21 protein-coding genes are annotated in these 23,984 nt (G+C 72.3%); 13 read left to right on the plus strand and 8 right to left on the minus strand.

The annotated features are described in order from the left end of the window. The first annotated feature begins 86 nt into the window (after positions 1-86). Together FBZ33_RS06460 and FBZ33_RS06465 are read left to right on the plus strand one after the other, a co-directional pair. The gene (locus FBZ33_RS06460; protein ID WP_088951536.1) at positions 87-467 is read left to right on the plus strand and encodes an OB-fold nucleic acid binding domain-containing protein; all 381 of its coding nucleotides are present in this window, start codon (positions 87-89) and stop codon (positions 465-467) included. Between the two features lie 25 nt (positions 468-492). Next, complete coding sequence (locus tag FBZ33_RS06465; RefSeq protein WP_088946810.1) at positions 493-1,176, plus strand: DUF3159 domain-containing protein; 684 nt, start codon at positions 493-495, stop codon at positions 1,174-1,176. A gap of 17 nt (positions 1,177-1,193) precedes the next feature. Here FBZ33_RS06465 and FBZ33_RS06470 read toward each other — a convergent pair whose 3' ends face one another. Beyond that, positions 1,194-1,883 carry a TrkA family potassium uptake protein gene (locus tag FBZ33_RS06470; protein ID WP_099851425.1) on the minus strand — a complete coding sequence of 230 codons (690 nt, stop codon included), beginning with the start codon at positions 1,881-1,883 and terminating at the stop codon, positions 1,194-1,196. Positions 1,884-1,886: 3 nt separating this feature from the next. After that, positions 1,887-2,552 carry a TrkA family potassium uptake protein gene (locus FBZ33_RS06475; protein WP_141908343.1) on the minus strand — a complete coding sequence of 222 codons (666 nt, stop codon included), beginning with the start codon at positions 2,550-2,552 and terminating at the stop codon, positions 1,887-1,889. 164 nt (positions 2,553-2,716) lie between these two features. Here FBZ33_RS06475 and FBZ33_RS06480 point away from each other — a divergent pair, with 164 nt between their 5' ends. The 3 genes from FBZ33_RS06480 (at position 2,717) to dxs (ending at position 8,099) form a co-directional block, all read left to right on the plus strand. Then, positions 2,717-4,804 carry an APC family permease gene (locus FBZ33_RS06480; RefSeq protein WP_141908344.1) on the plus strand — a complete coding sequence of 696 codons (2,088 nt, stop codon included), beginning with the start codon at positions 2,717-2,719 and terminating at the stop codon, positions 4,802-4,804. Between the two features lie 31 nt (positions 4,805-4,835). Next, a complete protein-coding gene (locus FBZ33_RS06485) occupies positions 4,836-6,071 on the plus strand; it encodes a class I SAM-dependent RNA methyltransferase (RefSeq protein WP_141912442.1) in 1,236 nt (411 codons plus the stop codon). Positions 6,072-6,152: 81 nt separating this feature from the next. Next, complete coding sequence (gene dxs / locus FBZ33_RS06490; protein WP_088946814.1) at positions 6,153-8,099, plus strand: 1-deoxy-D-xylulose-5-phosphate synthase; 1,947 nt, start codon at positions 6,153-6,155, stop codon at positions 8,097-8,099. Between the two features lie 62 nt (positions 8,100-8,161). Here dxs and FBZ33_RS06495 read toward each other — a convergent pair whose 3' ends face one another. Further along, a complete protein-coding gene (locus tag FBZ33_RS06495) occupies positions 8,162-9,358 on the minus strand; it encodes a hypothetical protein (protein ID WP_141908345.1) in 1,197 nt (398 codons plus the stop codon). A gap of 155 nt (positions 9,359-9,513) precedes the next feature. Here FBZ33_RS06495 and FBZ33_RS06500 point away from each other — a divergent pair, with 155 nt between their 5' ends. Both FBZ33_RS06500 and FBZ33_RS06505 read left to right on the plus strand, forming a co-directional pair. Next, a complete protein-coding gene (locus FBZ33_RS06500; protein ID WP_370452987.1) occupies positions 9,514-11,547 on the plus strand; it encodes a hypothetical protein in 2,034 nt (677 codons plus the stop codon). Further along, on the plus strand, positions 11,547-13,349 hold the full coding sequence (locus tag FBZ33_RS06505; protein WP_141908346.1) for a hypothetical protein: 1,803 nt from the start codon (positions 11,547-11,549) through the stop codon (positions 13,347-13,349). The genes FBZ33_RS06500 and FBZ33_RS06505 overlap by 1 nt, the downstream gene beginning before the upstream one ends. On the opposite strand, the gene FBZ33_RS06510 is transcribed toward FBZ33_RS06505, so the two are convergent. Then, the gene (locus FBZ33_RS06510) at positions 13,350-15,239 is read right to left on the minus strand and encodes a hypothetical protein (RefSeq protein ID WP_185755473.1); all 1,890 of its coding nucleotides are present in this window, start codon (positions 15,237-15,239) and stop codon (positions 13,350-13,352) included. A gap of 126 nt (positions 15,240-15,365) precedes the next feature. Between FBZ33_RS06510 and FBZ33_RS06515 the strand changes: the two genes are divergently transcribed. Next, complete coding sequence (locus tag FBZ33_RS06515; RefSeq protein WP_185755223.1) at positions 15,366-16,646, plus strand: PQQ-binding-like beta-propeller repeat protein; 1,281 nt, start codon at positions 15,366-15,368, stop codon at positions 16,644-16,646. Next, on the plus strand, positions 16,643-17,926 hold the full coding sequence (locus FBZ33_RS06520) for a PQQ-binding-like beta-propeller repeat protein (protein ID WP_185755224.1): 1,284 nt from the start codon (positions 16,643-16,645) through the stop codon (positions 17,924-17,926). The genes FBZ33_RS06515 and FBZ33_RS06520 overlap by 4 nt, the downstream gene beginning before the upstream one ends. Here FBZ33_RS06520 and FBZ33_RS06525 read toward each other — a convergent pair whose 3' ends face one another. Next, the gene (locus tag FBZ33_RS06525) at positions 17,927-19,075 is read right to left on the minus strand and encodes a peptidase C39 family protein (protein ID WP_141908350.1); all 1,149 of its coding nucleotides are present in this window, start codon (positions 19,073-19,075) and stop codon (positions 17,927-17,929) included. It abuts the gene before it with no gap. A 142-nt stretch (positions 19,076-19,217) separates the two neighbouring features. Between FBZ33_RS06525 and FBZ33_RS06530 the strand changes: the two genes are divergently transcribed. From FBZ33_RS06530 to FBZ33_RS06545, 4 genes are all read left to right on the plus strand, one after another. After that, positions 19,218-19,886: a response regulator transcription factor gene (locus FBZ33_RS06530; RefSeq protein WP_141908351.1), complete on the plus strand. Its 669-nt coding sequence runs from the start codon at positions 19,218-19,220 to the stop codon at positions 19,884-19,886. Beyond that, complete coding sequence (locus tag FBZ33_RS06535) at positions 19,883-21,058, plus strand: cell wall metabolism sensor histidine kinase WalK (protein WP_141908352.1); 1,176 nt, start codon at positions 19,883-19,885, stop codon at positions 21,056-21,058. The genes FBZ33_RS06530 and FBZ33_RS06535 overlap by 4 nt, the downstream gene beginning before the upstream one ends. A gap of 160 nt (positions 21,059-21,218) precedes the next feature. Next, positions 21,219-21,626 carry a VOC family protein gene (locus tag FBZ33_RS06540; protein WP_141908353.1) on the plus strand — a complete coding sequence of 136 codons (408 nt, stop codon included), beginning with the start codon at positions 21,219-21,221 and terminating at the stop codon, positions 21,624-21,626. Next, a complete protein-coding gene (locus FBZ33_RS06545) occupies positions 21,623-22,042 on the plus strand; it encodes a VOC family protein (RefSeq protein ID WP_141908354.1) in 420 nt (139 codons plus the stop codon). The genes FBZ33_RS06540 and FBZ33_RS06545 overlap by 4 nt, the downstream gene beginning before the upstream one ends. 88 nt (positions 22,043-22,130) lie before the next feature. On the opposite strand, the gene FBZ33_RS06550 is transcribed toward FBZ33_RS06545, so the two are convergent. The 3 genes from FBZ33_RS06550 to FBZ33_RS06560 form a co-directional block, all read right to left on the minus strand. Next, the gene (locus tag FBZ33_RS06550) at positions 22,131-22,619 is read right to left on the minus strand and encodes an SRPBCC domain-containing protein (RefSeq protein WP_141908355.1); all 489 of its coding nucleotides are present in this window, start codon (positions 22,617-22,619) and stop codon (positions 22,131-22,133) included. Next, a complete protein-coding gene (locus FBZ33_RS06555; RefSeq protein WP_141908356.1) occupies positions 22,616-22,954 on the minus strand; it encodes a helix-turn-helix transcriptional regulator in 339 nt (112 codons plus the stop codon). The genes FBZ33_RS06550 and FBZ33_RS06555 overlap by 4 nt, the downstream gene beginning before the upstream one ends. 129 nt (positions 22,955-23,083) lie before the next feature. Further along, complete coding sequence (locus FBZ33_RS06560) at positions 23,084-23,857, minus strand: hypothetical protein (RefSeq protein WP_141908357.1); 774 nt, start codon at positions 23,855-23,857, stop codon at positions 23,084-23,086. Between the last annotated feature and the right edge of the window lie 127 nt (positions 23,858-23,984).

Here is a 23,984-nt window from a genome sequence, read left to right on the forward strand (position 1 = left end):
CCCCGTCGGCGTACGCTGGCGGCACGGTTCCGGCGCCGCCGGTGCCGGCCGGGGACGGCGAGCGTGGAGAGGGTGACGCGGAGGTCATGACGACCGACGAGGGCCGGGTGTCGCTGCGGCGCATCCTGCAACGGTTCACCGCCAGCGAGGCCGAGATCGACGCGCAGGAGCTGCGGCGCGAGAGCGCCCAGTGTGGCGGGATCCCGGCACAGCAGTGCTCCCGGGGTCAGCTGGTGTCGGTCGCCGGTCGGCTGCGCACGGTGGTCTACACGCCGCGCACCAACCTGCCCACCCTGGAGGCCGACCTGTACGACGGCAGCGACGTGGTCACCCTGGTCTGGTTGGGTCGACGGCACATCGCCGGGATCGAGCCGGGCCGGCACCTGACCGCCCGTGGCCGGGTGGCGGTGCGCGACGAGCGCAAGGTCATCTACAACCCCTACTACGAGCTGGACTCGCCGAAGTGACGGCGTTGCGGACGGAAGGCCGGCGATGACGACGGGACAGCACCGGGCGGCGCAGCCGGAGACCGGCCCTCCGGAGGAGGAGCCGCTGCCGACGATCGCCGAGCAGATGGCCGACCAGCTTGGCGGCTGGCGGGGCCTGGTCGAGTCGAGCATCCCGGTCGTGGTCTTCGTTCTCGCCAACGTCATCGGCGAGCTGCGACCGGCGGTGATCGCCTCGGTCTCCGTCGCGCTGCTGATCGCCGGGCTGCGGCTGGCCCAGCGTCGGCCGATCCGGCATGCCATCAACGGGCTGTTCGGCGTCGGCGTCGGCGCGGCCATCGCCTGGCGCACCGGCGACGAGCGCGATTTCTACCTTCCCGGCATCCTCTACGGCATCGGGTACGGCGTCGCCCTGCTGATCTCGGCGGCAATCCGGCAGCCGCTGGTGGGCTGGATCTGGTCGGTGCTGGTCGCCAAGGGCCGCTCGGAATGGCGCACCGACCCGAAGCTGGTGCGCACCTTCACCCAGCTCACCGTGCTCTGGGGTGTGGTCTGGCTGGCCAAGGTGGGCGTGCAGGCCGGGCTCTACCTGGCCCACCAGGACACCGCGCTGGGCGTGGCCCGGCTGGCGCTGGGCTACCCGCCGTACGCGCTGCTGCTGCTGATCACGGTCTGGACGGTGCGCCGGGTCACCCGGGAGTCGTCGCCGACCCCGCTGCCCGGCGCCTGACCGAACGGCCCGTCGGCTCAGCGTGAGCCGCGGGTCCGCTCGACGCTGTCCGGCCCGAGGATCACCGCGCGGACCTGGTCCTCCACCTCGGCGGTGCAGACGAAGATCAGCTCGTCGCCGGCCTCGATCGGGTCGTCCGGGCTGGGCACTAGGACCCGCTTGCCGCGCAGGATCGCCACCAGCGCGGAGTCGCGCGGCAACGGCACAGCGTGGATCGGCTGACCGACGTAGGGCGCGGTCGGTGGCAGGGTGATCTCGACCAGGTTCGCCTCACCCTGGCGGAAGGTCATCAGCCGGACCAGGTCGCCGACGGTGACCGCCTCCTCGACCAGCGCGGCCATCACCCGCGGCTTGCTCACCGCGACGTCGACGCCCCACTGCTCGGTGAACAGCCACTCGTTCTCGGCCCGGTTGACCCGGGCCACCACGCGCGGCACCGCGAACTCGGTCTTGGCCAACAGCGACAGCACCAGGTTGGTCTTGTCGTCGCCGGTCGCCGCGACCACCACGTCGCACCCGGCGACGTTGGCCTCCTCCAGGCTGGCCACCTCGCACGCGTCGGCGAGCACCCACTCGGCCGCCGGCACCCGGTCCGGGCGCAGCATCTTGGGCTGGCGTTCGATCAGCATCACCTGGTGGCCGTTGTCGATCAGCTCCTGGGCGATCGAGCGGCCCACGTTGCCCGCGCCCGCGATGGCAACCCGCATGGCTCAGTGCCCCCCTTCCGGCGGCGCCGCCGCCACCGACGTGACCGTCGCCACGATGTCATCGCTGACCAGCATGAACACCTGGTCACCCTCCTGTACGACGGTGGAGCCGGTGGGCAGCGTGCCGATGCCGAAGCGGATCAGGTAGGCGACCCGTGCGCCGGACGCCTCCTCCAGGGTGCGCACCGAACGGCCGATCCAGTCCTTGTGGACCGGCACCTCGACGATCGACACGGTGCTCGTGGAATCGCGGAAGATCTCCACGTTGCCCTCCGGCACCAGGTGCCGCAGCATCCGGTCGGCAGTCCAGCGCACTGTCGCGACAGTGGGGATGCCCAGCCGCTCGTAGACCTGCGCCCGGCGCTGGTCGTAGATGCGGGCGGCGACCCGGGACACGCCGAACGTCTCGCGGGCCAGCCGCGCCGAAATGATGTTGGAGTTGTCGCCGCTCGACACCGCCGCAAAGGCGTCCGCGCGCTCGATGCCGGCCTGTCGGAGAACCTCGCCGTCGAAGCCGGCCCCGGTCACCGTGATCCCGGCGAAGTCGGGGCCGAGCCGGCGGAAGGCGTCGGCGTCCTGGTCGATCACCGCCACCGAGTGCCCTCGGGACTCCAGGCTGTGGGCGAGGGTCGACCCGACCCGGCCACATCCCATGATCACGACGTGCACGCTGTCCCTCCCAAGGTGCGTACCGCCCCCGCTTCCGGTGGCCTCCGAGTGCGAGCCTGCCACGTCCCGGCGGGAAGCGGGGACCGACCGTACCCCCGTCGTCGTGAGTAGCCGTGATCGCCCACCCCCGCGCTCCCGCCGTGGTGGTCGTACCCTTGGCGTTCGTGGCCAGTCCCACCTCGCTGCTGAAGCGGCTCCTCCTCGGTCGACCGTTCCGGTCCGACCGGCTCCAGCACACCCTCCTGCCGAAGCGCATCGCGCTGCCCGTGTTCGCGTCCGACGCGCTGTCCAGCGTCGCGTACGCGCCCGACGAGATCCTGCTCACCCTGTCCATCGCCGGCGCCTCGGCGTTCCTGTTCTCTCCATGGATCGCGCTGGCAGTGGTCGTGGTGATGCTCACCGTGGTGGCCAGCTACCGGCAGAACGTGCACGCCTACCCGTCCGGCGGTGGCGACTATGAGGTGGCCACTGTCAACCTGGGCCCGAAGTTCGGCGTCGGGGTGGCCAGTGCGCTGCTGGTCGACTACGTGCTCACGGTGGCGGTGTCGGTCTCCTCCGGGGTGGCCAACCTCGGCTCGGTGGTGCCGTTCGTGGCCACTCACAAGGTCCTGATCGCGGTGATCGCGGTGGTGCTGCTGACCGCTGTCAACCTGCGCGGGCTGCGCGAGTCGGGCACGGCGTTCGCCATCCCCACCTACGGTTTCGTGATCGTGATGCTCGGGATGCTGCTCACCGGGCTGTTCCGGGTCTTCGTGCTGGGCGACGACCTCCGTGCCCCGAGCGCCGACCTGGTGATCCAGGCCGAGCACAGCGTGACCGGGTTCGCGCTCATCTTCCTGCTGCTGCGGACGTTCAGCTCGGGCGCCGCCGCGCTCACCGGCGTGGAGGCGATCTCCAACGGTGTGCCGGCGTTCAAGGCGCCGAAGAGCCGCAACGCCGCCACCACCCTGCTGCTGCTCGGCACCATCTCGGTGAGCATGCTGGTCGGGATCATCTGGCTGGCCCGGCTGACCCACCTGCAGTTCGTCGAGGACCCGGCCCTGCAGATCGTTTCCGGCCCCGAGGGGTACGTGCAGAAGACCGTCACCACCCAGCTCGGTGAGACGGTCTTCGGTTCCGGGTCGATCCTGCTCTACGTGCTGGCCGGGGTGACCGCCCTGATCCTGTTCCTGGCCGCGAACACCGCGTTCAACGGGTTCCCGGTGCTCGGCTCGATCCTCGCGCAGGACCGCTACCTGCCCCGCCAGTTCCACACCCGCGGCGACCGGCTGGCGTTCTCCAACGGCATCACCTTCCTCGCCCTCTTCGCGATCGTGCTGATCGTCGGCTTCCAGGCCGAGGTGACGAAGCTGATCCAGCTCTACATCGTCGGGGTCTTCGTCTCGTTCACCGTCTCCCAGGCCGGCATGATCCGGCACTGGAACCGGCACCTGCGGACCGAGCGGGACCCGGAGGCACGCCGCAAGATGTACCGGTCCCGGGCGATCAACACGTTCGGCATGGGCCTGACCGGCACGGTGCTGGTGATCGTCCTGGTCACGAAGTTCCTGCTCGGCGCCTGGATCGCGATCGCCGCGATGGCGGTGATCTACGTGCTGATGCTGGCCATCCGCCGGCACTACGACCGGATCGCCGTCGAGCTGACCCCGCCGGACGAGGGCCGGGCCACGCTGCCCGCCCGCAACCACGCGATCGTGCTGGTCAGCAAAGTCCACCAGCCGACGCTGCGGGCCATCGCCTACGCCCGGGCCACCCGGCCGGACACGCTGACCGCCGTGACGGTCAACGTGGACGAGAAGGACACCCGGGACCTGCAGGCCGACTGGGAGCGGCGGGAGATGGCCATCCCGCTCACCGTGATCGACTCGCCGTACCGGGAGATCACCCGCCCGATCCTGGACTTCGTCGCCTCCACCCGCCGCAAGTCACCCCGCGACGTGGTCACCGTCTTCATCCCGGAGTACGTGGTCGGCCGCTGGTGGGAGAACCTGCTGCACAACCAGAGCGCCCTGCGCCTCAAGGGCCGGCTGCTCTTCGAACCGGGGGTGATGGTGGTCAGCGTGCCGTGGCAGCTCGCGTCGACAGCGAGCAAGAACCTGGACCGCCTGGACGCCACGCTGTCCCGGACACCGGCACGGGGGCCGCGCGGCACCGTGCCGCCGCTGGTCTCCGCACCGCCGGTGGTTTCTCCGCCACCGCCCGGCGAGGGTGGCAGGGCGGACCGCGCAACGGAAGGAAACGGCCGTGACTGAGTCGGGCGGGCAGCGAACCGCGACAACCCCGGTGCCACCGGCACCCGAGCGTGGGCTGGCCGAGGCGGAAAGGGTCGAGCTGACCGTCGACGCGGTCGCCCCCGGCGGGCACTGCGTGGCACGGGTGGACGGGCAGGTCGTCTTCGTCCGGCACGCGCTGCCCGGTGAACGGGTCATCGCCGAGGTCACCGAGGTGCACAAGGGGTTTGTCCGGGCCGACGCGGTGACCGTGCTGGACCCCTCACCGGACCGCGTCGAGCCGCCCTGCCCGTACGCCAAGCCCGGCGCGTGTGGCGGCTGCGACCTGCAACACGTCGCCCCGGACGCGCAACTGGCCTGGAAGACCGCCGTGGTGCGCGAGCAGCTGGTCCGCCTCGGCGGGCTGACCGACGCCGAGCTGGACCAGCTCGGCGTCCGGGTCGAGGCGCTGCCCGGCGGGCTGCTCGGCTGGCGCTCCCGCGTCCGGTACGCCGTGGACGGCGCGGACCGGGCCGGTCTGCTCAAGCACCGGTCGCACGAGGTGGTGCCGATCGACCGCTGCCTGATCGCCCACCCGGCCATCCAGCAGCTGCCGGTGCTCGCCGAGCGCTGGCCGGCCGCCGAGGCGGTGGAGACGATCGCCAGCACCGGCGGGGACGCGACCGTCACGGAGATCCGCGACGGGGTGCCCACCCCGGTGAGCGGGCCGGCCGAGGTCCGCGAGGTGGCCGCTGGGCGGGACTGGACGCTGCCCGGTTCCGCGTTCTGGCAGGTGCACCCGGCCGCGGCGGACACCCTCTGCGCGGCGGTGCTGGACCTGCTGGACCCACAGCCGGGCGAGACCGGGTGGGACCTCTACGGCGGCGCTGGGCTGTTCGCCGCGGCCCTCGCCGGCCGGGTCGGCGACGCCCGGATCACCCTGGTCGAGTCGGGCCGGGACGGGGTGGACGCGGCCCGGGCCAACCTGGCCGACCTGCCCCAGGTCGAGGTGGTCGCCGCCCGGGTGGAGACCGCGCTGACCCGCCGACGGATCACCGGCCCGGTCGACGTGGTGGTGCTCGACCCGCCGCGCTCCGGCGCGGGCGCCCAGGTGGTGCGTGACATCGTCGCCGCCGGCCCGCGAGCGGTCGCGTACGTGGCCTGTGACCCGGCGGCCTTCGCCCGGGACGTCCGCACCTTCACCGAGCTCGGTTGGCGGCTGGCGGCGCTGCGGGGCTTCGACCTGTTCCCGATGACACAGCACGTCGAGCAGGTGGGGCTGCTGCTCCCGCCGCGGATCGCGCTCTGACCAGGGGCTCAGCCGACCCGCACGGCCCGGGCCTCTCGGCCCAGGCTGCGGAGTACCGGGCGGCCGATAGACTCTCCGGTCATGAGTGTTGAAGAGGACACGGCCAACCACGGCCGGCTGCTGGGGACGGTACGCGGTCCGCAGGACGTCAAGCGGATGTCGGGCGAGGAGCTGGACGTCCTCGCCGCCGAGATCCGGGACTTCCTGATCGCCAAGGTCTCCCGCACCGGCGGGCACGTCGGGCCCAACCTCGGTGTGGTCGAGCTGACGCTGGCCATGCACCGCGTCTTCGACTCGCCCCGGGACCGGCTCCTGTTCGACACCGGCCACCAGGCGTACGTGCACAAGATCCTCACCGGGCGCCAGGCCGGCTTCGACAAGCTCCGTCAGCGCGGTGGCCTCTCCGGCTACCCCAGCCAGGCGGAGAGCGAGCACGACCTCATCGAGAACTCGCACGCCTCCACCGCGCTCTCCTACGCCGACGGCCTCGCCAAGGCGTACGCGCTGCGTGGTGAGGCCCGCAGCGTCGTGGCCGTGGTCGGCGACGGCGCGCTCACCGGTGGCATGTGCTGGGAGGCGCTGAACAACATCGCCACCGCCGGCAACTCCCTCGTGATCGTGGTCAACGACAACGGCCGGTCCTACTCGCCGACCATCGGCGGGCTGGCCGACCACCTCTCCTCGCTGCGGCTCAACCCCGGCTACGAGAAGGTCCTCGACACCGTCAAGGACGCCCTCGGCTCCACGCCGCTGGTCGGTAAGCCGATGTACGAGGTGCTGCACGCGGTCAAGAAGGGCATCAAGGACGCGGTCGCCCCGCAGGCCATGTTCGAGGACCTCGGCATCAAGTACGTGGGTCCGGTGGACGGGCACGACGTGGCGGCCGTCGAGGCGGCGCTGCGCGCGGCGAAGAACTTCGGCGGCCCGGTGATCGTGCACGCGGTCACCCGCAAGGGCTACGGCTACCGCCCGGCCGAGGAGGACGAGGCGGACTGCCTGCACGGCCCGAGCAGCGCCTTCGACGTCGAGACCGGCGCGCTGCTGGCCGCCCCGTCGGTGAAGTGGACGCACGTCTTCGCCGACGAGCTGCTGGCCGTCGCCGACGAGCGGCCGGACGTGGTGGGCATCACCGCCGCGATGGCCGAGCCGACCGGCATCGCCAAGCTGGCTCGCAAGTACCCCGAGCGGGTGTACGACGTGGGCATCGCCGAGCAGCACGCCGCCACCTCGGCGGCCGGGCTGGCGCTCGGCGGTCTGCACCCGGTGGTAGCGGTCTACGCCACCTTCCTCAACCGTGCCTTCGACCAGGTCCTGCTGGACGTGGCGATGCACAAGCTGCCGGTGACCTTCGTGTTGGACCGGGCGGGCATCACCGGCCCGGACGGCCCCAGCCACTACGGCATCTGGGACATGTCGGTCTTCGGGGTGGTGCCCGGGCTGCGGATCGCCGCTCCCCGTGACGCCGCCACGCTGCGGGAGGAGTTGCGCGAGGCGGTGGCCGTCGACGACGGCCCCACCGTGGTGCGCTTCCCGACCGGCGCGGTCGCCGCGGACCTGCCGGCGCTGCGCCGGGTGGGCCCGGTCGACGTGTTGGCCGAGTCGGCGCGTACCGACGTGCTGCTGGTCGCTGTCGGCTCGTTCGGCCAGCTGGGCATGGAGGTGGCCGCCCGGGTCGCCGAGCAGGGCTACGGCGTCACCGTCGTCGACCCCCGCTGGGTGCGTCCGGTCCCGGCGGAGCTGGTCGACCTGGCCGCCCGCCACCGGCTCGTGGTCAGCGTCGAGGACGGCGTCCGGGTCGGCGGGGTGGGCGACGCGCTCGCCCAGGCCATGCGCGACGCCGACGTCCGGGTGCCGCTCAAGGACCTGGGCGTACCGGCCGAGTGGCACCCGCACGGCACCCGCGCGCAGATCCTCGCGGACCTGGGTCTGACCGCCCAGGACGTGGCGCGCAACGTGACCGGCTGGATCTCCGGCCTGGACGCCACCCCGGACCGCCTCACCCCCAGCGACGCGGCCGCGCAGAACTGACGAAACGACGACGGCGGGCGCCCCCTCCCGGGGACGCCCGCCGTCGTCGTCCCACGGGCGGGTCAGTTGGTTGGCTTCACCGAGCGGTAGTGGGTCTTGTCGGTGTTGGCGAGGCTGTAGGTCTGGGAACGGGACGGGCCGGGGATGACCGCCAGGCCGGGGCGTTCGACCAGCAGGGGAGTGCCCGGCGGAACGGACAGGGAGCTGTCCCGGGTGGCTCGCCAGCTCAGCACCACGAGCGGCTGACCGGGCACCGGCAACTGGTACGCCTGCAACGGGGTGGCCCGGTCGGCGGGTGAGACGACGGGCGCGCTCCCGTCGGCCGGTCGGTAGACCACAGCGGTCATCGCGCCGGCGTCGGTGTCCCAGCTGAGCTGCTGCAACTCGGCTGCCTCACCACCGCCGAGGGCGACCTCGCCGAGCGAGCGGACGGTGAGTTTCGCCATCGGCCAGGACGTCGGCACCGAGCGCGGCGCGTCCCGGTCGCCGATCCGGCGGGGGATGCTGCCGAACGGGCCCCGGTCACCGCCCAGCACGCAGGTGTCCAGCCCGGTGAGCGCCCTCCGGCCGGTGCCGGACTCGTCGCGGACCAGCGGATAGCGCGGGTCGACGGTGCCGGTGCCCAGGTCGAGCAGCCGGTCCGCGGCCCGCCCGCGGGGCAGCGACTCGGTGGTCCGCAGGGTCGCTGTCACTCCGACCGCGGTGCAGGACGGCACGTCGACCGGCGCGCTGAGGCCGTCCGTGACGGGCAACGTCCGATCCTGTGGCCCGACCAGCATCTGCACCCGCGCCGAGACCAGGTAGCGGCGGCCGGCGGCGGTCTGCACCGGCAGAACGTCGGAGTAGACGAGGTAGCCCGGGTCGGTGTATTCGGTGGCGCGGGTCACCGCGTACCGGTCGCCGTCACGGGTGAGTTGCAGCAGCCAGGAGGCGCTCTCGCCGGGCACGTCGGCGGCCACGAGTGCCACCGGCGCGCCGTCGACCCGGCCGGAGAAGAGGATGCCGGACGAGGGCAGGTGCGCGCGGTCATCGGCCGGTGACCGCCAGTCGCGGACCGTCCTGGTGACCGCTGCCGTCGCCGTGGCGTCCCCCGAGAGGTCGCCCCGGGGCGGCCACACGACCAACGCGCCGTCCAGGCTGTCGTAGCCGACCCGCAGATCCTGCGGCTTCCTCTCGGCCACCGGACCGCAGGCCGTGGCGGCCAGCAGCGCGGTGAGCAGGACGGGAAGCGCCCTGCCGTACCGACGGCCTGGAGTCACCTGGTCCGCCCCCGATCGCCTCGCCGTCGCTGTCGGAAAGCGCCATAGTACGAGATGTCCGGTGCGGGACCCCAGGTGGTCGCCGTCAAACCCACCACAATGGACGTCACCGGGGCTTTAGTGCGTTTTCGTTGCTCCGGTAGACTCCGCCGACTGTGACGCCTGCCGAGTCCCGCGCCCTGCCCGCGCCGCACCCGGAGGCCGCACCCGGCCCCGACGAGATGGTGAGCTACCGCACACCGGGCGGCCTCTTCGCCGCCACCGCCCCCACCGAAGCACCAGCCGAGCCCGCAACACCGACGGACCCGGATGCGCCGTCCGAGCCCGCAACGCCGTCCGAGCCTGCAGCGCCGTCCGAGCCCGCAGCGCCAGCGGCCCCGCACGCGCCGGCGGAGGACGTGGCGGTGGCCGACGGCGCGGAGGTCGTACCGACGCGGCCATGGTGGCGTCGCTGGACCCGGCGACGGCAGCACCTCGCCGTGGGTGGCCTGTTCCTGCTCGCCGCGGTCTGGGTGACCAGTCGGATCTGGCTGGACCCGTCCGGACGGGTGGCCTCGCTCTACACCGGCGACCCGGCCCAGGTGCAGTTCTTCCTCGCCCACTCGGTACGCGTGGTGCTGCACGGCGAGTACCCGTTCTACACCGAGCAGTTCAACTACCCCGACGGCGTCAACCTGATGGCCAACACGGCCGTGCTGGCGCTGGGCATCCCGATGGTCCCGGTGACGCTGCTCTTCGGGCCGGCGGTCTCCTTCGTGGTGCTGGTGACACTGGGCCTCGCAGGCACCGCCATGGCCTGGTACCTCATGCTCTCCCGCCACCTGGTGCGTACGCCGCTGGCGGCGGCGGTCGGCGGCTGGTTCTGCGGCTTCTCGCCCGCGATGCTGTCGCACGCCAGTTGGCACCCGAACATCATCAGCCAGTTCCTGCTGCCGTTCATCGTCTGGCGGGTGCTGGTGCTCACCCGCTCCCGCCGGCCGGTCCGGGACGGGGCGCTGCTCGCCCTGCTGGTCACCGCGCAGGCGTTCATCAACGAGGAGATCCTGCTCTTCACGGCCCTGGCCTGCGGGGTGTTCCTGCTGGCCGTGCTCGCGCAGGAACCCGCCCGCTGGTCGGCGGCCTGGCGACCGCTCGGCATCGGCGTGGTGACCTGCACGCTGCTGGCCGGGGCGCTGCTGGCGTACCCCCTGTACGTGCAGTTCGCCGGGCCGATGGCCTACCACGGGCTCAGCGATGCCGTGAAGGACTACGGCAACGACATCGCCGCCTTCTTCGCCCCCGGCTCGCCCACCCTCGGCGGCAACCAGCGAGCCAACATCAACCTGGCGCCGAACTACTCGGAGGAGAACGCGTTCTTCGGCTGGAGCCTGTCCATGCTCGCCGTCGGCATCGTGGTCTGGTTGCGCCGGGAGCTGATCGTCCGGGCGCTCGCGGTTACCGGCCTGTTCTTCGCCGTCCTGTCGCTCGGTGAGCGGATCTCCTGGTGGGACCGTGAGCTGGTCAGCGGGCCGTGGCAGTTGCTGGTCCACCTGCCGTTGCTGGACGCGGTGGTGCCGACCCGGTTCGGTCTGATCACCAGTGTGGTGATCGGTCTGCTGCTCGCGCTCGCCGTCGAGCGGGCCTGGGCGTTGCGACCGGCCGACCGGCGCACCGTGCGGACGCTCACCGCGGCGGGCCTGGCGTTCGCGCTGCTGCCGATCGCTCCGATGCCACTGCGGATGGTCTCCCGACCGCCGGTGCCGGACTTCATCACGGCCGACCGTTGGCGGGCATACGTCGGGCCGGACCAGACGCTGGTGCCGATCCCGGTGCCCAGTATGGGTAACACGCACGGCATGCGCTGGGCGGCGGCCACCAACCTCGACTTCAAGATCCCCGGCGGTTACTTCCTCGCCCCGCGCAACGGCAACACCGGTGACGCGGGTCGGTTCGGCGGCCGACCCAGCGGGGTGGGTCAGATGCTGGAGGAGGTGGCGACCACCGGGCGGATGCCGAAGCTCGACGACCGGCAACGCCGCCGCTTCGCCGACGAGCTGCGTCACTGGCGAGCCGCGATCCTGGTGCTGCCGCTCCGTCAGCAGAACGCCGAGCCGTTGCGGCGTACCGTCGAGGACCTGGTCGGCCCCGGCCGCCAGGAGCTGGACGTCTGGATGTGGGACGTCCGGGCGCTGACCGACCGTTCGGTCTGATGACCACCGGGACGACGTCCCCGGCCACCTCGCCCCCGGCGGTGGTGCGCACGTCCCGTCCGGTCTGGCTGCGGGACCTGCTGGTGGTGGTCGGCTATCTGGGCCTGGCCGCGGTGCTGACCAGCGCCCAGTGGGGCCAGCCGTGGCGGCTGTTCCACCAGGCGGGCGACCAGATCCTGTTCGAGTGGATGCTGACCCACGCGGCGCACGCCGTGGTCGCGGGCGACAACCCCCTCCACAGTGCAGGGTTGAACGCGCCCGACGGGGTCAACCTGATGGCGAACACCTCGGTGCTCGGCCTGGGTGTCCCGTTGACCCCGGTCACCCTGCTCCTCGGATCGCAGGTGGCGTTCTGCGTGGCGGTCGTCTGCTGCCTCGCCGGCACGGCCGCCGCCTGGTACGCGCTGCTGCGCCGCCGGCTGGTCACCACCCGTTCCGCCGCTGCGGTCGGTGGGCTGATCTGCGGTTTCGCCCCGGGAATGATCGCCCAGGCGGGCGCGCACCTGCACATCGCCGCGCAGTTCCTGGTGCCCCCGATCCTCGCCCTGGTGTTCCGGCCCGCCGTGGACCGGGCGCACCGGCTCGTCGGCGTGTGGCGGCCGGGCATCGTCCTCGGGCTGCTGCTGGTCTGGCAGGTCTTCATCGGCGAGGAGGTGCTGGTCTTCCTGGCGCTCGCGGCGGGGGTGTTCGCGCTGGGCTACGCGCTCGCCGACCGGGTGGCCGCCCGGCAGCTCGCCCCGGCCCTCCTCGGCCGGCTGGGGGTGGCGGCCGGGGTGGCGGCGGTGCCGCTGGCATACCCGCTGTGGTTCCAGTTCCACGGCCCGCAGCACTACTCCGGGATGGCGTTCGCCACGCACGCCTTCCAGTTGGACGCCGCGTCGTTCACCGCGTCGGCCCGGCAGACAGTGCTCGGCGACGACTGGCTGCCGGGCCTGCTCGCGCCGAACCCGACCGAGGAGAACTCCTTCTTCGGCCCGGGGCTGCTGGTGCTCGCCGTGGTGATCGTGATCTGGCTGTGGCGACGGCCGCTGGTGCGCGCGCTGGCCGGCTGTGGGCTGCTGTTCGCGCTGCTCTCCCTCGGCACCGAGCTGCGGGTCGACGGCACCGCCACCGGCATTCCGGGGCCGTACCGGCTGGTCGCCGGGCTGCCCCTGCTCGACCTTGCGGTGCCGGCCCGGTTCGCGCTGGTCTGCGTACCGGTGCTGGGTGTGCTGGTGGCGCTCTCCCTGGACCGGGTGCGGACGGCGCGCCGGCTGTCGGCCGCACCGGGGCTGCCGGTGCGGCTGCTCTGGGCCGGCGCGGTGGCCGCCGCGTTGCTGCCGCTGGTCCCGACGCCGATCCGGGTGGTGCCTGTCACGCCGGTGCCGGGGTTCGTCGCCGACGGCGGGTGGCGTCCGCTGGTGCCGCCCGGCCGGACGGTGGTCGCCGTACCGCCGGTCACCGGCGCGGCGCAGAGCCCGGCGATGCTCTGGTCCGCCCGTACCGGTCTGGCGTTTCCCACGCCGGGCGGCTATTTCATCGGCCCGAGCGGCCCGGACGACCCGGCGGCCCGCTGGGGCGCGCCGGACCGCCCCACGTCGGTGCTGCTGCGGCGGGTCGCCGAGACCGGCACGGCGCCGGTGCTCACCGACGCCGACCGCCGCCAGGCCGTCGAGGATCTGCGGCACTGGCGGGCCGCCGTGGTGGTGCTCGGCCAGCTGACCAACGGCGAACCGGTCCGTCGGACCGTCGACGACCTGCTCGGCCCGGGCCGCCCGGTCGACGGCGGCTGGATGTGGGACGTCCGGAACCGGGTCGACTGATCAGCTCACCAGGGCGCGGACGTCCCAGACCCAGACGTCGTCGACCCGCTGGGGCGGCCCGATCAGGCCGGTGACCAGCTCACGCAGCACCGCCTCGCGGGGATGCGCCCCGAGCACGACCACCGACGCCCGCCAGAACCGCAGGTCCTCGACGGCCTGGCGGCGGTTCTCGTCGGTGAGCACCGGGACTGCGCCGGCGTCCATCGTGGAGTAGATGAGGGTACTGGTGGGCCGGTTCGGCGCGCCGAAGACACCCTCGCCCAGCTCGTTCGGCCCGATGAAGTAGCCGCCCGGGACGGGGAACTCCTGCCTGGTCAGCGCACTCCACCGCAGCGTCGGCAGGCCGTGCACGTTGCTCGGGATCGGCACCGGCACCAGGGTTCGACCCGCCGGCACGTACGGCCGCCAGCCGCCCGCGCTGATGAAGTGCGGTGGCGGGTCGATCTGCTGGGCGGGCAGCGGCCGGGGAATGAGCGGCAGAACGGCGAGGGCGACAGCCGCGTACCCCACCGGGCGCAGCCACCGGCGGCCCGCCGCGACCGGCGCGGGCGGGCTCGGCTCGTCGGACGTCGCCGGGGCCGCCTCGCTGACGCGCTGGCCCGGCACCCGCGGCTGGTCGGCCACCGGGCGCCCCTGGCGGTGCGCGGCGTCCCAGGTCAGCGCGAGCAGTACGCCCACCGCAGCGGCCACCACCAGCGTCAACCGGGTCGGCATCATCATCTCGACCAGCGGCAGGTCGTCCGGCACGTACGACCACGGGCCGCGCACCCCGGTCTCGACGCCGTTGAACCGCACCCGGGGCCCGATCGACGCCACTGTGAAGACGACGATCAGCACGGCGGCGATCCGGGCCGGCAACGATCGGCGTACGAGCAGCACCAGGGCGACCACCGAGAGCAGCACCAGGGGCCAGCCGAACCAGGTGTTCTGCTCGGTCAACCCGATCGTCTTCTCCACGGCCGGATCGCCGGCCCAGGTGTCCCGGGCGAAGGTGACGAAGGCGACCAGGTCCTCGCCCCAGTTGTGGAAGACGCCACCCTGCAGGCCCCGGTAGGACTGCGGGCCGTTGAACTGGAACCAGATCGGGTACGCGGCGAGCACCAGGGCCAGCCCGCCAGCGACGCCGAGCCCGGCCAGGAACGTGCCGGCGACGGCCCGGGTGGCCGCCGGGCGCTGCACGGCGTACGCCAGCACGACGACCAGGCAGGCCAGCGCGGTGAGCAGCAGCATCTCCTCGTTGATGAAGATCTGGTACGTCACCAGCGCCCCGAGCACCAACCCGTTGCGCCGCCACCGGCCGGCCTCGCCGAGGCGCAGCACCCGCACCACGATCAGCGGCAGCAGGAAGTTGGACACGAAGTTGGGCTGGCCGTTGGCGTGGTGGATGATTCCCGGCGCGAAGCCGAGGAACGCGCCGCCGACGAAGGCCGCCGCCCGGGAGCGCACCAGGTGGCGGGAGAGCATCCAGTAGCCGGTGCCGGCGGTGGCGGCCAGCGCCGCACCGAGGTAGAGCGCGTACATCACCTGCGGGCCGAGCAGCATGGTCAGCGGGGCCAGCGGCACTGTCACCCCGAGCAGCGAGGTGTTGGCCATCATGTTCACCCCGTCCGGGGCGTTCTGCTGGGCCGTGAACAGCGGGTTCTCCAGGTGCCGCACCGAGTACGCGCCGTGCGCGAACAGCCACTCGAACCAGCTGTGGTCGGTGGGCAGGTGCGAGGAGACCCGGCCGGTGACGTCACCCCAGTAGTTGAGGCAGACGAAGACGCCCACCAGGACATAGGCTCCGAGGGCCAGCAGGTCGGCTCGGGCCGGGCGGCGTCGAGGCCGCCGTGTCGACTCGGCCTCGGCCGGGTCGGCGTCGGTCAGGGGATTCAGCGAAGGGTCTACCACCGGCACAGCCACGACGCGCCATCGTACAGGCGTGGTTCGGTCGCTTTTGCCGGCCCGGTGCGCTCACGGTCGGTTTGCCGGACGGTCACCCGTCGGTCAGCCTGAGTGGTGACGGAAGGACGATCGTTGTCGATCATCGAGCTGGGCGAGATCCGGGAGGAGCCGGCGTCGGCGCCTGCGGTCCGCCGCCCGCGCGCCGCCGGTCGCCCGCTGCGCAGTGCGGCGGTGCTGGTGCTCAGCCTGGTGGTGCTGGTCGGCGCCACGCCGTCACCGCAGCGAACGGTGAGCATCGTGCCGGCGTCGCCCACGGCCACGGCATACCTGGCCGGGGACGGCATCTTCGTCATCGACCCGCCGACACCCGACGGGGACCGCTACCTGACCGCCTACGCCCAGCCGGCACCATCCGGAACAGTCGTGCGGCGGCGGTGGCAGACGCCGCTGGTCCGCACCGGTGACTACCTGGACGTCCGGGTCGAGCGAGGGTTGGTGTTGACGATGGCGGTCAGCGCCCCGAACAGGGTGTTCCAGACCACCGCGTTCGACACCGTCACGGGCCGGCAACGCTGGCAGCATCCTGGTGCTCCCCAGCTGACAGCCAGCGGCGCTCTGCTGGTGACCGACGGCCGGGAGGACGGGTCGGGCGCGGTGAGCGGGGTCGAGCCCGACACCGGCCGGGTGCTCTGGTCGGTGTCGGTCCCGCCGGCCGCCAACCCGTCCTACCACCTCACTCCCGAGGGCCAGGTCGACCGGTTCGTGCTCCTGCAACCGACCGGCGAGGTGCAGGTGCACGACGCCGGCACCGGCCGCCTGCTGCGTAGCATCGACACACTGCCCGGTGACCGGTCGGCGTACCAGCGGGTGCAGGTCGTCGACGACCTGCTGCTGCTCGTCCCACCCGGCAGCACCCGGCTGGTGAGCTACGGGCTGGCCGAGTTGGAGCCACGATGGACGGCCGAGGTGACGCTGGTGTCGCATGTGGTCGACTGCGGCGGTCTGCTCTGTGCGGTACCGCAGACCGGCGGCCTCCAGGTGCTCGATCCCGCCACCGGCGCGGTGCGCTGGTCCGAACAGGGCCAGGACAACCTGGCCGACGTCCGGTACGGCCGGTTGCTGATGGCCAGGCCCGGCCAGGGGTACGAGGTGCGGGACGCGGCGACCGGGCAGGTAAGGACCGAGCTGGGCGCGTGGGGCCTGCTGCCGGTGCTCGGCCCGGACGATCCGCTGGTCGGCCTGCGCCAGGGGGCCGACGGCCGGATGGTCGTCGCCGAGCTGGACCTGGTGGCCGGTCAGGCGCGGATCCTCGACGTGCTCCGGGTCATCGCCGGCAGCTGCCAGGCGTCCCTGCCGGTCCTGCTCTGCCAGCGTGTCGACGGCGCGACCGCGTTGTGGCGGTTGACGCGATGAGCGACTCGGTGATCGACCTCGGCGAACTGCGGCACGGCACGGACCCGGAGCCGTTACCCCGCCCACCCCGCGCCAGCGGTCGGCAGCCGCGCTGCGCGCTGGTCCTGCTCCTCGCGCTGTTCACGCTCGCTGCCTCCGCCGTGCCGCCACCCCGGCGGGCCCCGGTGACGCTGCCGGCCCAGCCCGGGTCCGACGTTCTGATCGATGGTGACCTCCTTCTGGTCATGGAGCCGACAAGCCCGGGGTGGCAGGGGCGGCTGGCCGCGTATCGGCTGCCCGGCGGCGAGCCGGTCTGGCAGGCGCCGCTGTCGGCGGAGGCCCGATACTGGGGAATGACTCCACTGGCCGGGATGATGCTTGTCACCGGGTACGAGATCGGCCCCGAGGGTCGGGAGACACGCACCGTCGCTCTGGACCGGGCGACCGGGGCGTACCGGTGGCAGCAGCCGGGCAGCGTCTTTGAGCTGACCGACGGCAACGTGCTGCTGCGTACCGGCGGTGAGTCCGAGCCGAGCACCCTGCGTGCGGTCGATCCGTGCTGCGGCACCGTGCGCTGGCAGCTACCCCCGGTCAACGCCGAGATCAACATCCGGGACACCGGGCACGGGGTGGACCGGGTGGTGCTCAACCAGGCGAACGGGCCGGTCGAGGTACGCGACGCGACCACCGGCGCGGTGCTGGCCCGCGCAGACCTGCGCCCGCCCGACGGTGGTCCCATCAGAGTGGACCTGACGAAGGATCTGTTGCTGGCCATCGACAGAGGCTCGGGCACGGTCACCGGGTACGGGCTGGACCAGCTCGACCAACGCTGGAGCCGCGCGGGTGTCCAGGTGGAGTTCGCGCTCGACTGTGGCCCCGTCCTGTGTGTGCGCACCGGCAACAACGAACTCCAGGCGATCGACGCCACGACCGGTGCGTTGCGCTGGCGCAACAGCCAATGGGGTTGGGCCTGGCCGTACGACGGTCGGCTGCTGGTCAACGTGTTGAGCAGCGAAGACGGGCCGGAGCACTTCGCCGTGCTCGATCCGCTGACCGGCCGGGAGCTGGCCGACCTGGGCCGGTGGGACCTCTACCAACTCAGTGTCGGTGGTCGGCTGATCGGCACACGACAGCATCCCGACGGAGGGGTGATCGTCGGCGAGGTGGACGTCCGCGCCGGGAAGGTGCGCATCCTGGACGTGCTGCCCCAGGCCGGCGGCAACTGTCAGGCGATAAACGGTCACCTGGTGTGCGGTGCCGCCCCGGCCGGCGCGTACCGGATCTGGAAGTTGCCGGACTGACTACCAGTTGGCCTGAGCGGGCGGCGGGGGCAGCGGCACCGACGGGGGCCGCAACACGTACGCCACACCGCCGCTGCCACGCTGCCAGACCGTCTCGAACCGCTGCCGGGGCACGGCACGGCGGACCGCGTCGTCGTCCGGGGCGTACGGGTCGTTGAGCACCGGGTCGCCGTCGACGGTGAAGCCGACCAGCACCATCAGGTGCCCTGCCGTGTCGTACCCGAGCCCCGGCACCTCGTCGGCCCGGAACGCGGCGGAGACGATCAGGGGGATGCCGGCCGCGATGAACGCCTCCGCCTCGACCAGCGACCGCAGCCGGGTGACGAACGCGTCCACCCCGTACCGGCCGGCGTACGCGGTGTTGAACGACCAGTTGCCCGCCCCGGCGTACGCGTGGTCGTAGCAGTGTCGGGCGGCGTGCACCACCACCGGACGCGGGCCGGGCGGCTCCACCCAGGCGTAGTGCTCCGGGGTCGGCTCGGCACCCCAGTGGGCGAGCACCATCGAGGTGCAGGTGGGGCTGCACCAGGAGTCGCCGCCGCCTCCCCACTGCGGGTACTGGCCGGCGTGCAGCCGCTGCGAGTAGCGGGGCACGTCCAGCACCCGGCCCCAGGCTGGGGACGAGGCGGGCTGCGCGTACCCCTGGTCGGGGCCCGTGGGACCGGTGGCGACCGCGCCGACGCTGCGCAGCACCGGGCCGGTCGGGCTTTCCGCCGGCCGGCACAGGGTGACCCGCGCCTGCCAACCGGTGACCGTCGCGCCGGTCACGATCAGGGTGTCGGTGTCGACCCGGGCGTCGCCGTCGCGCTGCCCGGGCACCGACGTGCGTTCAACTGCCAGGTCGTCGGCCGCCCAGCGGGCCAACCGGTACCAGCCGGTGCTCGGCGCGTCGTCGTGCCAGCCGCGCAGCTCGACCTCGATCCAGCAGCCGGCCGGGGTGTCGGCGGTCCAGGACGGCACCACCTCGCTGACGGGGAAGCCGACCCGCACCGGCGGCGACGTCCAGGTGCCCTGCTGGTTCACGCCGTCGAGGGCCAGCCCTCGACCGGTGGCGAGCAGGCCGTCGCCGTTGCCGGCCGTCGTGTCGGCCGGCAGGTGGAAACCCCGGTAGGCGATGTCCCGCCCGGTGGTTGGTGCCGCGATGGTCATGTCAGGTCCGTCCGTCCCTCGGTGCCGCGGGCCAGCATCGCGTACGCCGAGGTGGTCCGCAACGCCGCCCGTGGCGGGCGGCGAGGGACGATGGTTGCCGACCGGCACTAGGTTGTCGGTGGTCAGCAGCGAGGAGGCCGGGATGCGGGTACTGGTGGTGGAGGACGAGCGCAACCTCGCCGACGCGATCGCGCGAGGGTTGCGCAAGCGGGGGATGGCCGTCGACGTGGCGTACGACGGCGACGCCGGCCACGAGGCGGCGTTCGTCACCCGGTACGACGTGGTGGTGCTCGACCGGGACCTGCCGGGCGTGCACGGTGACCAGATCTGCGCCGAGCTGGCCGCCTCCGGCGCGCTGACCCGGGTGCTGATGCTCACCGCGAGCGGCACGGTGGCCGACCGGGTGGAGGGGCTGCAGCTCGGAGCGGACGACTACCTGCCCAAACCGTTCGCGTTCGACGAGCTGGTCGCCCGGGTGCAGGCGCTGGGCCGGCGGGCGACCCCGGCCGCGCCGCCGGTGCTCGAACTGGCCGACCTCGTGCTCGACCCGGCCCGTCGGGTGGCCACCCGCGCCGGCGTGCCGGTCGACCTCACCAACAAGGAGTTCGGGGTGCTCAGCGAGCTGCTCAAGGCTCGTGGCGCGGTGGTGTCCAGCGAGGAGCTGCTGGAACGGGTCTGGGACGCCAACACCGACCCGTTCACCACCATCGTCCGGGTCACCGTGATGACGCTGCGCAAGAAGCTCGGCGACCCGCCGCTGATCGAGACGGTGGTCGGAGCGGGTTACCGCACCGCCGAGGTTGGCGCGTGAGCCGCCGGTTGCGGCCCACCCTGCGGTTGCGGCTGACCCTGCTCAACGGTGTGCTGCTGATCGGGGCCGGTGCGATCCTGGTGCTGCTGGCCTGGCTCCTGGTCCGTGACGCGCTGCGACCCACCGACGAGTTGCTGCCCGGCACGGTCGTGCTGCTGGCGGACGGCGAGTCGATGGACGCCGCCCAGTGGCAGCGGCAACTCGTCGATGCCGCCTCCGGGGAGTTGCTGGCCAAGGGCCTCGTCGCGCTGTTGGCGATCAGCGTCGTCGGGGTGGCCGGCGCGTACGCGGTGGCCGGGCGGGCGCTACGCCCACTGCACCAGGTCACCGCGACCGCCCAGCGGCTCGGCGAGGCGACCCTGGACCAGCGGATCGGCTACTCGGGCGCCGACGACGAGGTGGCCGAGCTGGCCAAGACGTTCGACGCCATGCTGGACCGGATCGCGTCCGCCTTCGAGGCGCAGAAGCGCTTCGTGGCCAACGCCTCGCACGAGCTGCGTACCCCGCTCGCCGTGATGCGCACCGAGATCGACGTGACGCTCAGCGACGACGACGCGGACGCCGCCGAATACCGCCGGATGGCGACAGTGGTCCGTGACGCCTCGGAGCGGGCCAACGGCCTGGTGGACGCGCTGCTGGTGCTGGCCCGCAGCGAGGCCCAGGCCGGGCGGCAGTTGGGCCGGCGTACCGAGTGTGACCTCGCCGCCGGCACTGCCAACGCGCTGTCCGCGATGCGCCGGGAGGTGGAACGGATCGGGCTACGGGTCCAGACGTCACTGGAGTCCGCTCCGGTGGTCGGCGACCCGGGGCTGCTCGACCGGTTGGCCGGCAACCTCATCGAGAACGCGGTCCGCTACAACCACCTGCACGGCCGGCTCTGGGTGCGCACCGGCACCGACGGCGACCGGTCCTGGCTGGTGGTGGGCAACACCGGCTTCGAGGTGGACCAGGCCGACGTGCCGGGGCTGTTCGAGCCGTTCCGTCGCGGTGGCCGGGAACGGACCGGGGCCCGCGGCTCCGGCCTGGGGCTGTCCATCGTCCGGGCGGTCTGCACGGCGCACGGCGGCACCGTACGGGTGATCGCGCAGTCGGGTGGTGGTCTGGAGGTGACTGTCACCCTCCCGTCGGCGGACGCTCCGCCGGTCAACGGGTCGGTGCCCGGCCAGGGATGACGGGGGTTGCGCGCGGCGTTCGGCCGGTGGCAAGATCACGGCGTCAGCCAGGAAGCGAAGGGGGGTGCGTCGATGTCCACCGATCATGACTCCGCGCCCCGGGTGTGCGCCGGCTGACTCCCGGAAGCGGAGCGTCCCATCCCGTACGGAGGGAACACCCGTGTATCCACGGATCCGCAACATCAGTTTTGACTGTCACGACACGTACGCCCTGGCGGGCTTCTGGGCCGCCGTGCTCGGGTACACCCGGCACTCCGAGGACGCCCCGGGTGACCCGGAGGCGGCCCTGCTGCCGCCGGACGACGCCACCCCGAACCTGTTCTTCCAAGAGGTGCCGGAGGAGAAGGTGACCAAGAACCGGCTCCACATCTGCCTGGAACCCGTCGACCGGACCAGAGATGAGGAGGTCGAGCGGGTGCTCGGCCTCGGTGCCACAGTGGTCGCCGACCGTCGGCGCGCCGACGGCACGGGTTGGGCGGTGCTCGCCGACCCCGAGGGGAACGAGTTCTGCGTGGTCCGCAGCGCTGGGGAACGTCTCGCTACCACCACCGTGGAGGACCAGCTGTGAGTTCGACGATCCACAACATCAGCATCGACTGTCACGACACGTACGCCCTGGCCGGCTTCTGGGCGCAGGTCTTCGACTGCCCCCGGCAGCCCGACGACTTCCCCGGTGACCCGGAGGCGATGCTCCTACCGCCGGGCGGCCCGGAGGTGCTCTTCCTCGCCGTGCCCGAGGGCAAGACGGTGAAGAACCGACTGCACCTGGACCTGCAACCCGCCGACCGCACCCGGGCCGAGGAGGTCGAGCGGCTGCTCGGCATCGGCGCGACGCTCGTCGCCGATCACGTCGGCCCGACCGGCGGGGGTTGGGTGGTGCTCGCCGACCCGGAGGGCAACGAGTTCTGCGTGCTCGGCAACGCCGCCGAACGGGCGGCGGCAGCGGCGGCGCGCGCCGCGGCGGGAGACGACGCACCGGTCTGACGGCCGGCGTACGGTTCGGGGCCCCGGTCACCCTCGGGCGGTCGGGGCCCCGGCACCACGCTGCCCGGGCGGGGACCCGACCGTCGGGTCAGGAACGCGGTGAGGGCGCGTCCTGGCCTTCGGCGATGTCGGCGAGTTGTGCGGTCACCGAACCCCAGCCGTCCACAAAGCCGATCTTCTCGTGCAGGTCACGAGCGGCGGGATCACCGTGGCGGACGACGATCCGGTAGTCAGTACCGTCCGGATGATCTCTCATGGTGATCTCCGCGGTCATCGGGACCGGGGCAGGGTTCGCGGGCCGCCAGGCGCTGTCGATCACGTTCGTGAACACGATCCGTTCATGATCGTCGACGACGAGGAAGCACGCGTCGAGGTGTGGGACGAACTCCACCCCGTCATCGCTCAGTAGGGTCACCAGCGCGCCACCGGGCCGCACGTCCAGGCGATCGACGCGGCACAGGGACGGCGCCGGGATCCACCACTTCGCGAAGCGGGACGGGTCGGTCCAGGCGCTCCACACGGCGGCACGGGGGGCGCGGATGATCCGCGTCATGGTCAGATCCAGGTCGGGATTCACTGCTGATCCTCCTGCTGATCGGTGACGAGGCGTTCGAGGCGATCCGTGCGCTCTTCCCAGATCCGGCGCTGCTCCGCGAGCCAGTCGTCGACGAGGGCGAGGCGCTCGCGATTGAGCACGCAGGTGCGCACCCGGCCGGACTTGGTCGTGCGGATCAGCCCGTTCGATTCGAGCGTCTGCACGTGCTTCATGAACGACGGAAGGGTCATCGGGAACTCGCGGGCGAGATCGCCGACGCTCGTCGGGCCGTGGCCGAGGCGTCGGATGACCCAGCGCCGGGTCGGGTCGGCGAGGGCGACGAACACGCCGTCGAGCTGCGCCGAAAACTGTGCCATGTGGCTAAGTATTGCGTGAGACGACACTTAGCGCAAGGGCAAAGTATTTACCAGGATGGGCACCCCGATGCTCGGCAGACACGGCACGGGGCCCCGACCACCCGAGGGTGGCCGGGGCCCCGTCGCCTGTCAGGAGCGCTGCTCGACCTGGCCCCGGATCGTGATGAACTCGGCCTTGGCCTGTTCGGCGGACTTGAAGTACGTGACCACCATGCCCAGGCTGCCCTTGTCAGCCCAGACGCAGACGCCCAGCGGCACGCTCTCCGCCTTGCCGTCGCCGCAGCTCGCCTCACCGCCGAGTGGGCCGGGATCGACGGCCACCATGTTGGTCACCGTCAGCTGGGCGGAAAGCCCGCTGATGGCGTCGTCCATCTCCTTCTTCGGGTCGGACATCAGGCCGGACGCGCCGGCGATCATGACGAGGTCCTGCTTGGTCGGGTCGCCGTAGAAGGCGCCGACCGTGCTGGTCTCGTTCTGCACCGACGACTTCATCTCGCGGACCAGCTCATCGGCGGCCGTCTGGAGCTGCGCGTCGGTGACCTTCGGCCGGCCCGCGAGGGTGGCCGGCGCGACCAGCCGGGTCTTGCTGGCGTCCACGACGTCGCCCACCGGCCCCTTGACCGCGAACCAGGTGATCACCCCGCCGCCGACGCAGAGCACCAGCACCACGGCCAGCACGATCAGCACGATCTTGCCGGCTTTCGACTTCTTCTTCACCGGCTGCGGGGCACCGAGCAGGTTGGGATCGCCGTACGGCTGACCCGGCTGCGCGGGCGGGAATCCCTGCTGCTGCGGCGGGGACCAACCACCGGGCTGCTGCGGCTGGCCCGGCTGACCGGGCTGCTGCGGCGGGGTGGGGGAATCGTGCGGCGGGCCGTAAGGGTTGGCCGGCGGCTGGGACATTCAGTCAGCTCCAAGTTGGGGGTGCAAAGCGCGTGATCTTAACCCGCCGAGGACCCCGGCGTTGTCCCTGCACAGGCCCCCTGCCAGCCGCCATGTGATCACAAACAGTCGCGGTGGCCGGATCATC

This window comes from Micromonospora sp. A202 (assembly GCF_006715105.1).
GTDB classification, from domain to species: Bacteria; Actinomycetota; Actinomycetes; order Mycobacteriales; family Micromonosporaceae; genus Micromonospora; species Micromonospora zamorensis.

What these genes read in the sequence shown, in the direction of transcription:
- FBZ33_RS06460 (WP_088951536.1), top strand. Translation starts at nt 87, where the DNA reads ATGACGACCGACGAGGGCCGGGTGTCGCTGCGGCGCATCCTGCAACGG.
- FBZ33_RS06465 (WP_088946810.1), top strand. Translation starts at nt 493, where the DNA reads ATGACGACGGGACAGCACCGGGCGGCGCAGCCGGAGACCGGCCCTCCG.
- FBZ33_RS06470 (WP_099851425.1), bottom strand. Translation starts at nt 1,883, where the DNA reads ATGCGGGTTGCCATCGCGGGCGCGGGCAACGTGGGCCGCTCGATCGCC.
- dxs (WP_088946814.1), top strand. Translation starts at nt 6,153, where the DNA reads ATGAGTGTTGAAGAGGACACGGCCAACCACGGCCGGCTGCTGGGGACG.
- FBZ33_RS06505 (WP_141908346.1), top strand. Translation starts at nt 11,547, where the DNA reads ATGACCACCGGGACGACGTCCCCGGCCACCTCGCCCCCGGCGGTGGTG.
- FBZ33_RS06520 (WP_185755224.1), top strand. Translation starts at nt 16,643, where the DNA reads ATGAGCGACTCGGTGATCGACCTCGGCGAACTGCGGCACGGCACGGAC.
- FBZ33_RS06525 (WP_141908350.1), bottom strand. Translation starts at nt 19,075, where the DNA reads ATGACCATCGCGGCACCAACCACCGGGCGGGACATCGCCTACCGGGGT.
- FBZ33_RS06530 (WP_141908351.1), top strand. Translation starts at nt 19,218, where the DNA reads ATGCGGGTACTGGTGGTGGAGGACGAGCGCAACCTCGCCGACGCGATC.
- FBZ33_RS06555 (WP_141908356.1), bottom strand. Translation starts at nt 22,954, where the DNA reads ATGGCACAGTTTTCGGCGCAGCTCGACGGCGTGTTCGTCGCCCTCGCC.
- FBZ33_RS06560 (WP_141908357.1), bottom strand. Translation starts at nt 23,857, where the DNA reads ATGTCCCAGCCGCCGGCCAACCCTTACGGCCCGCCGCACGATTCCCCC.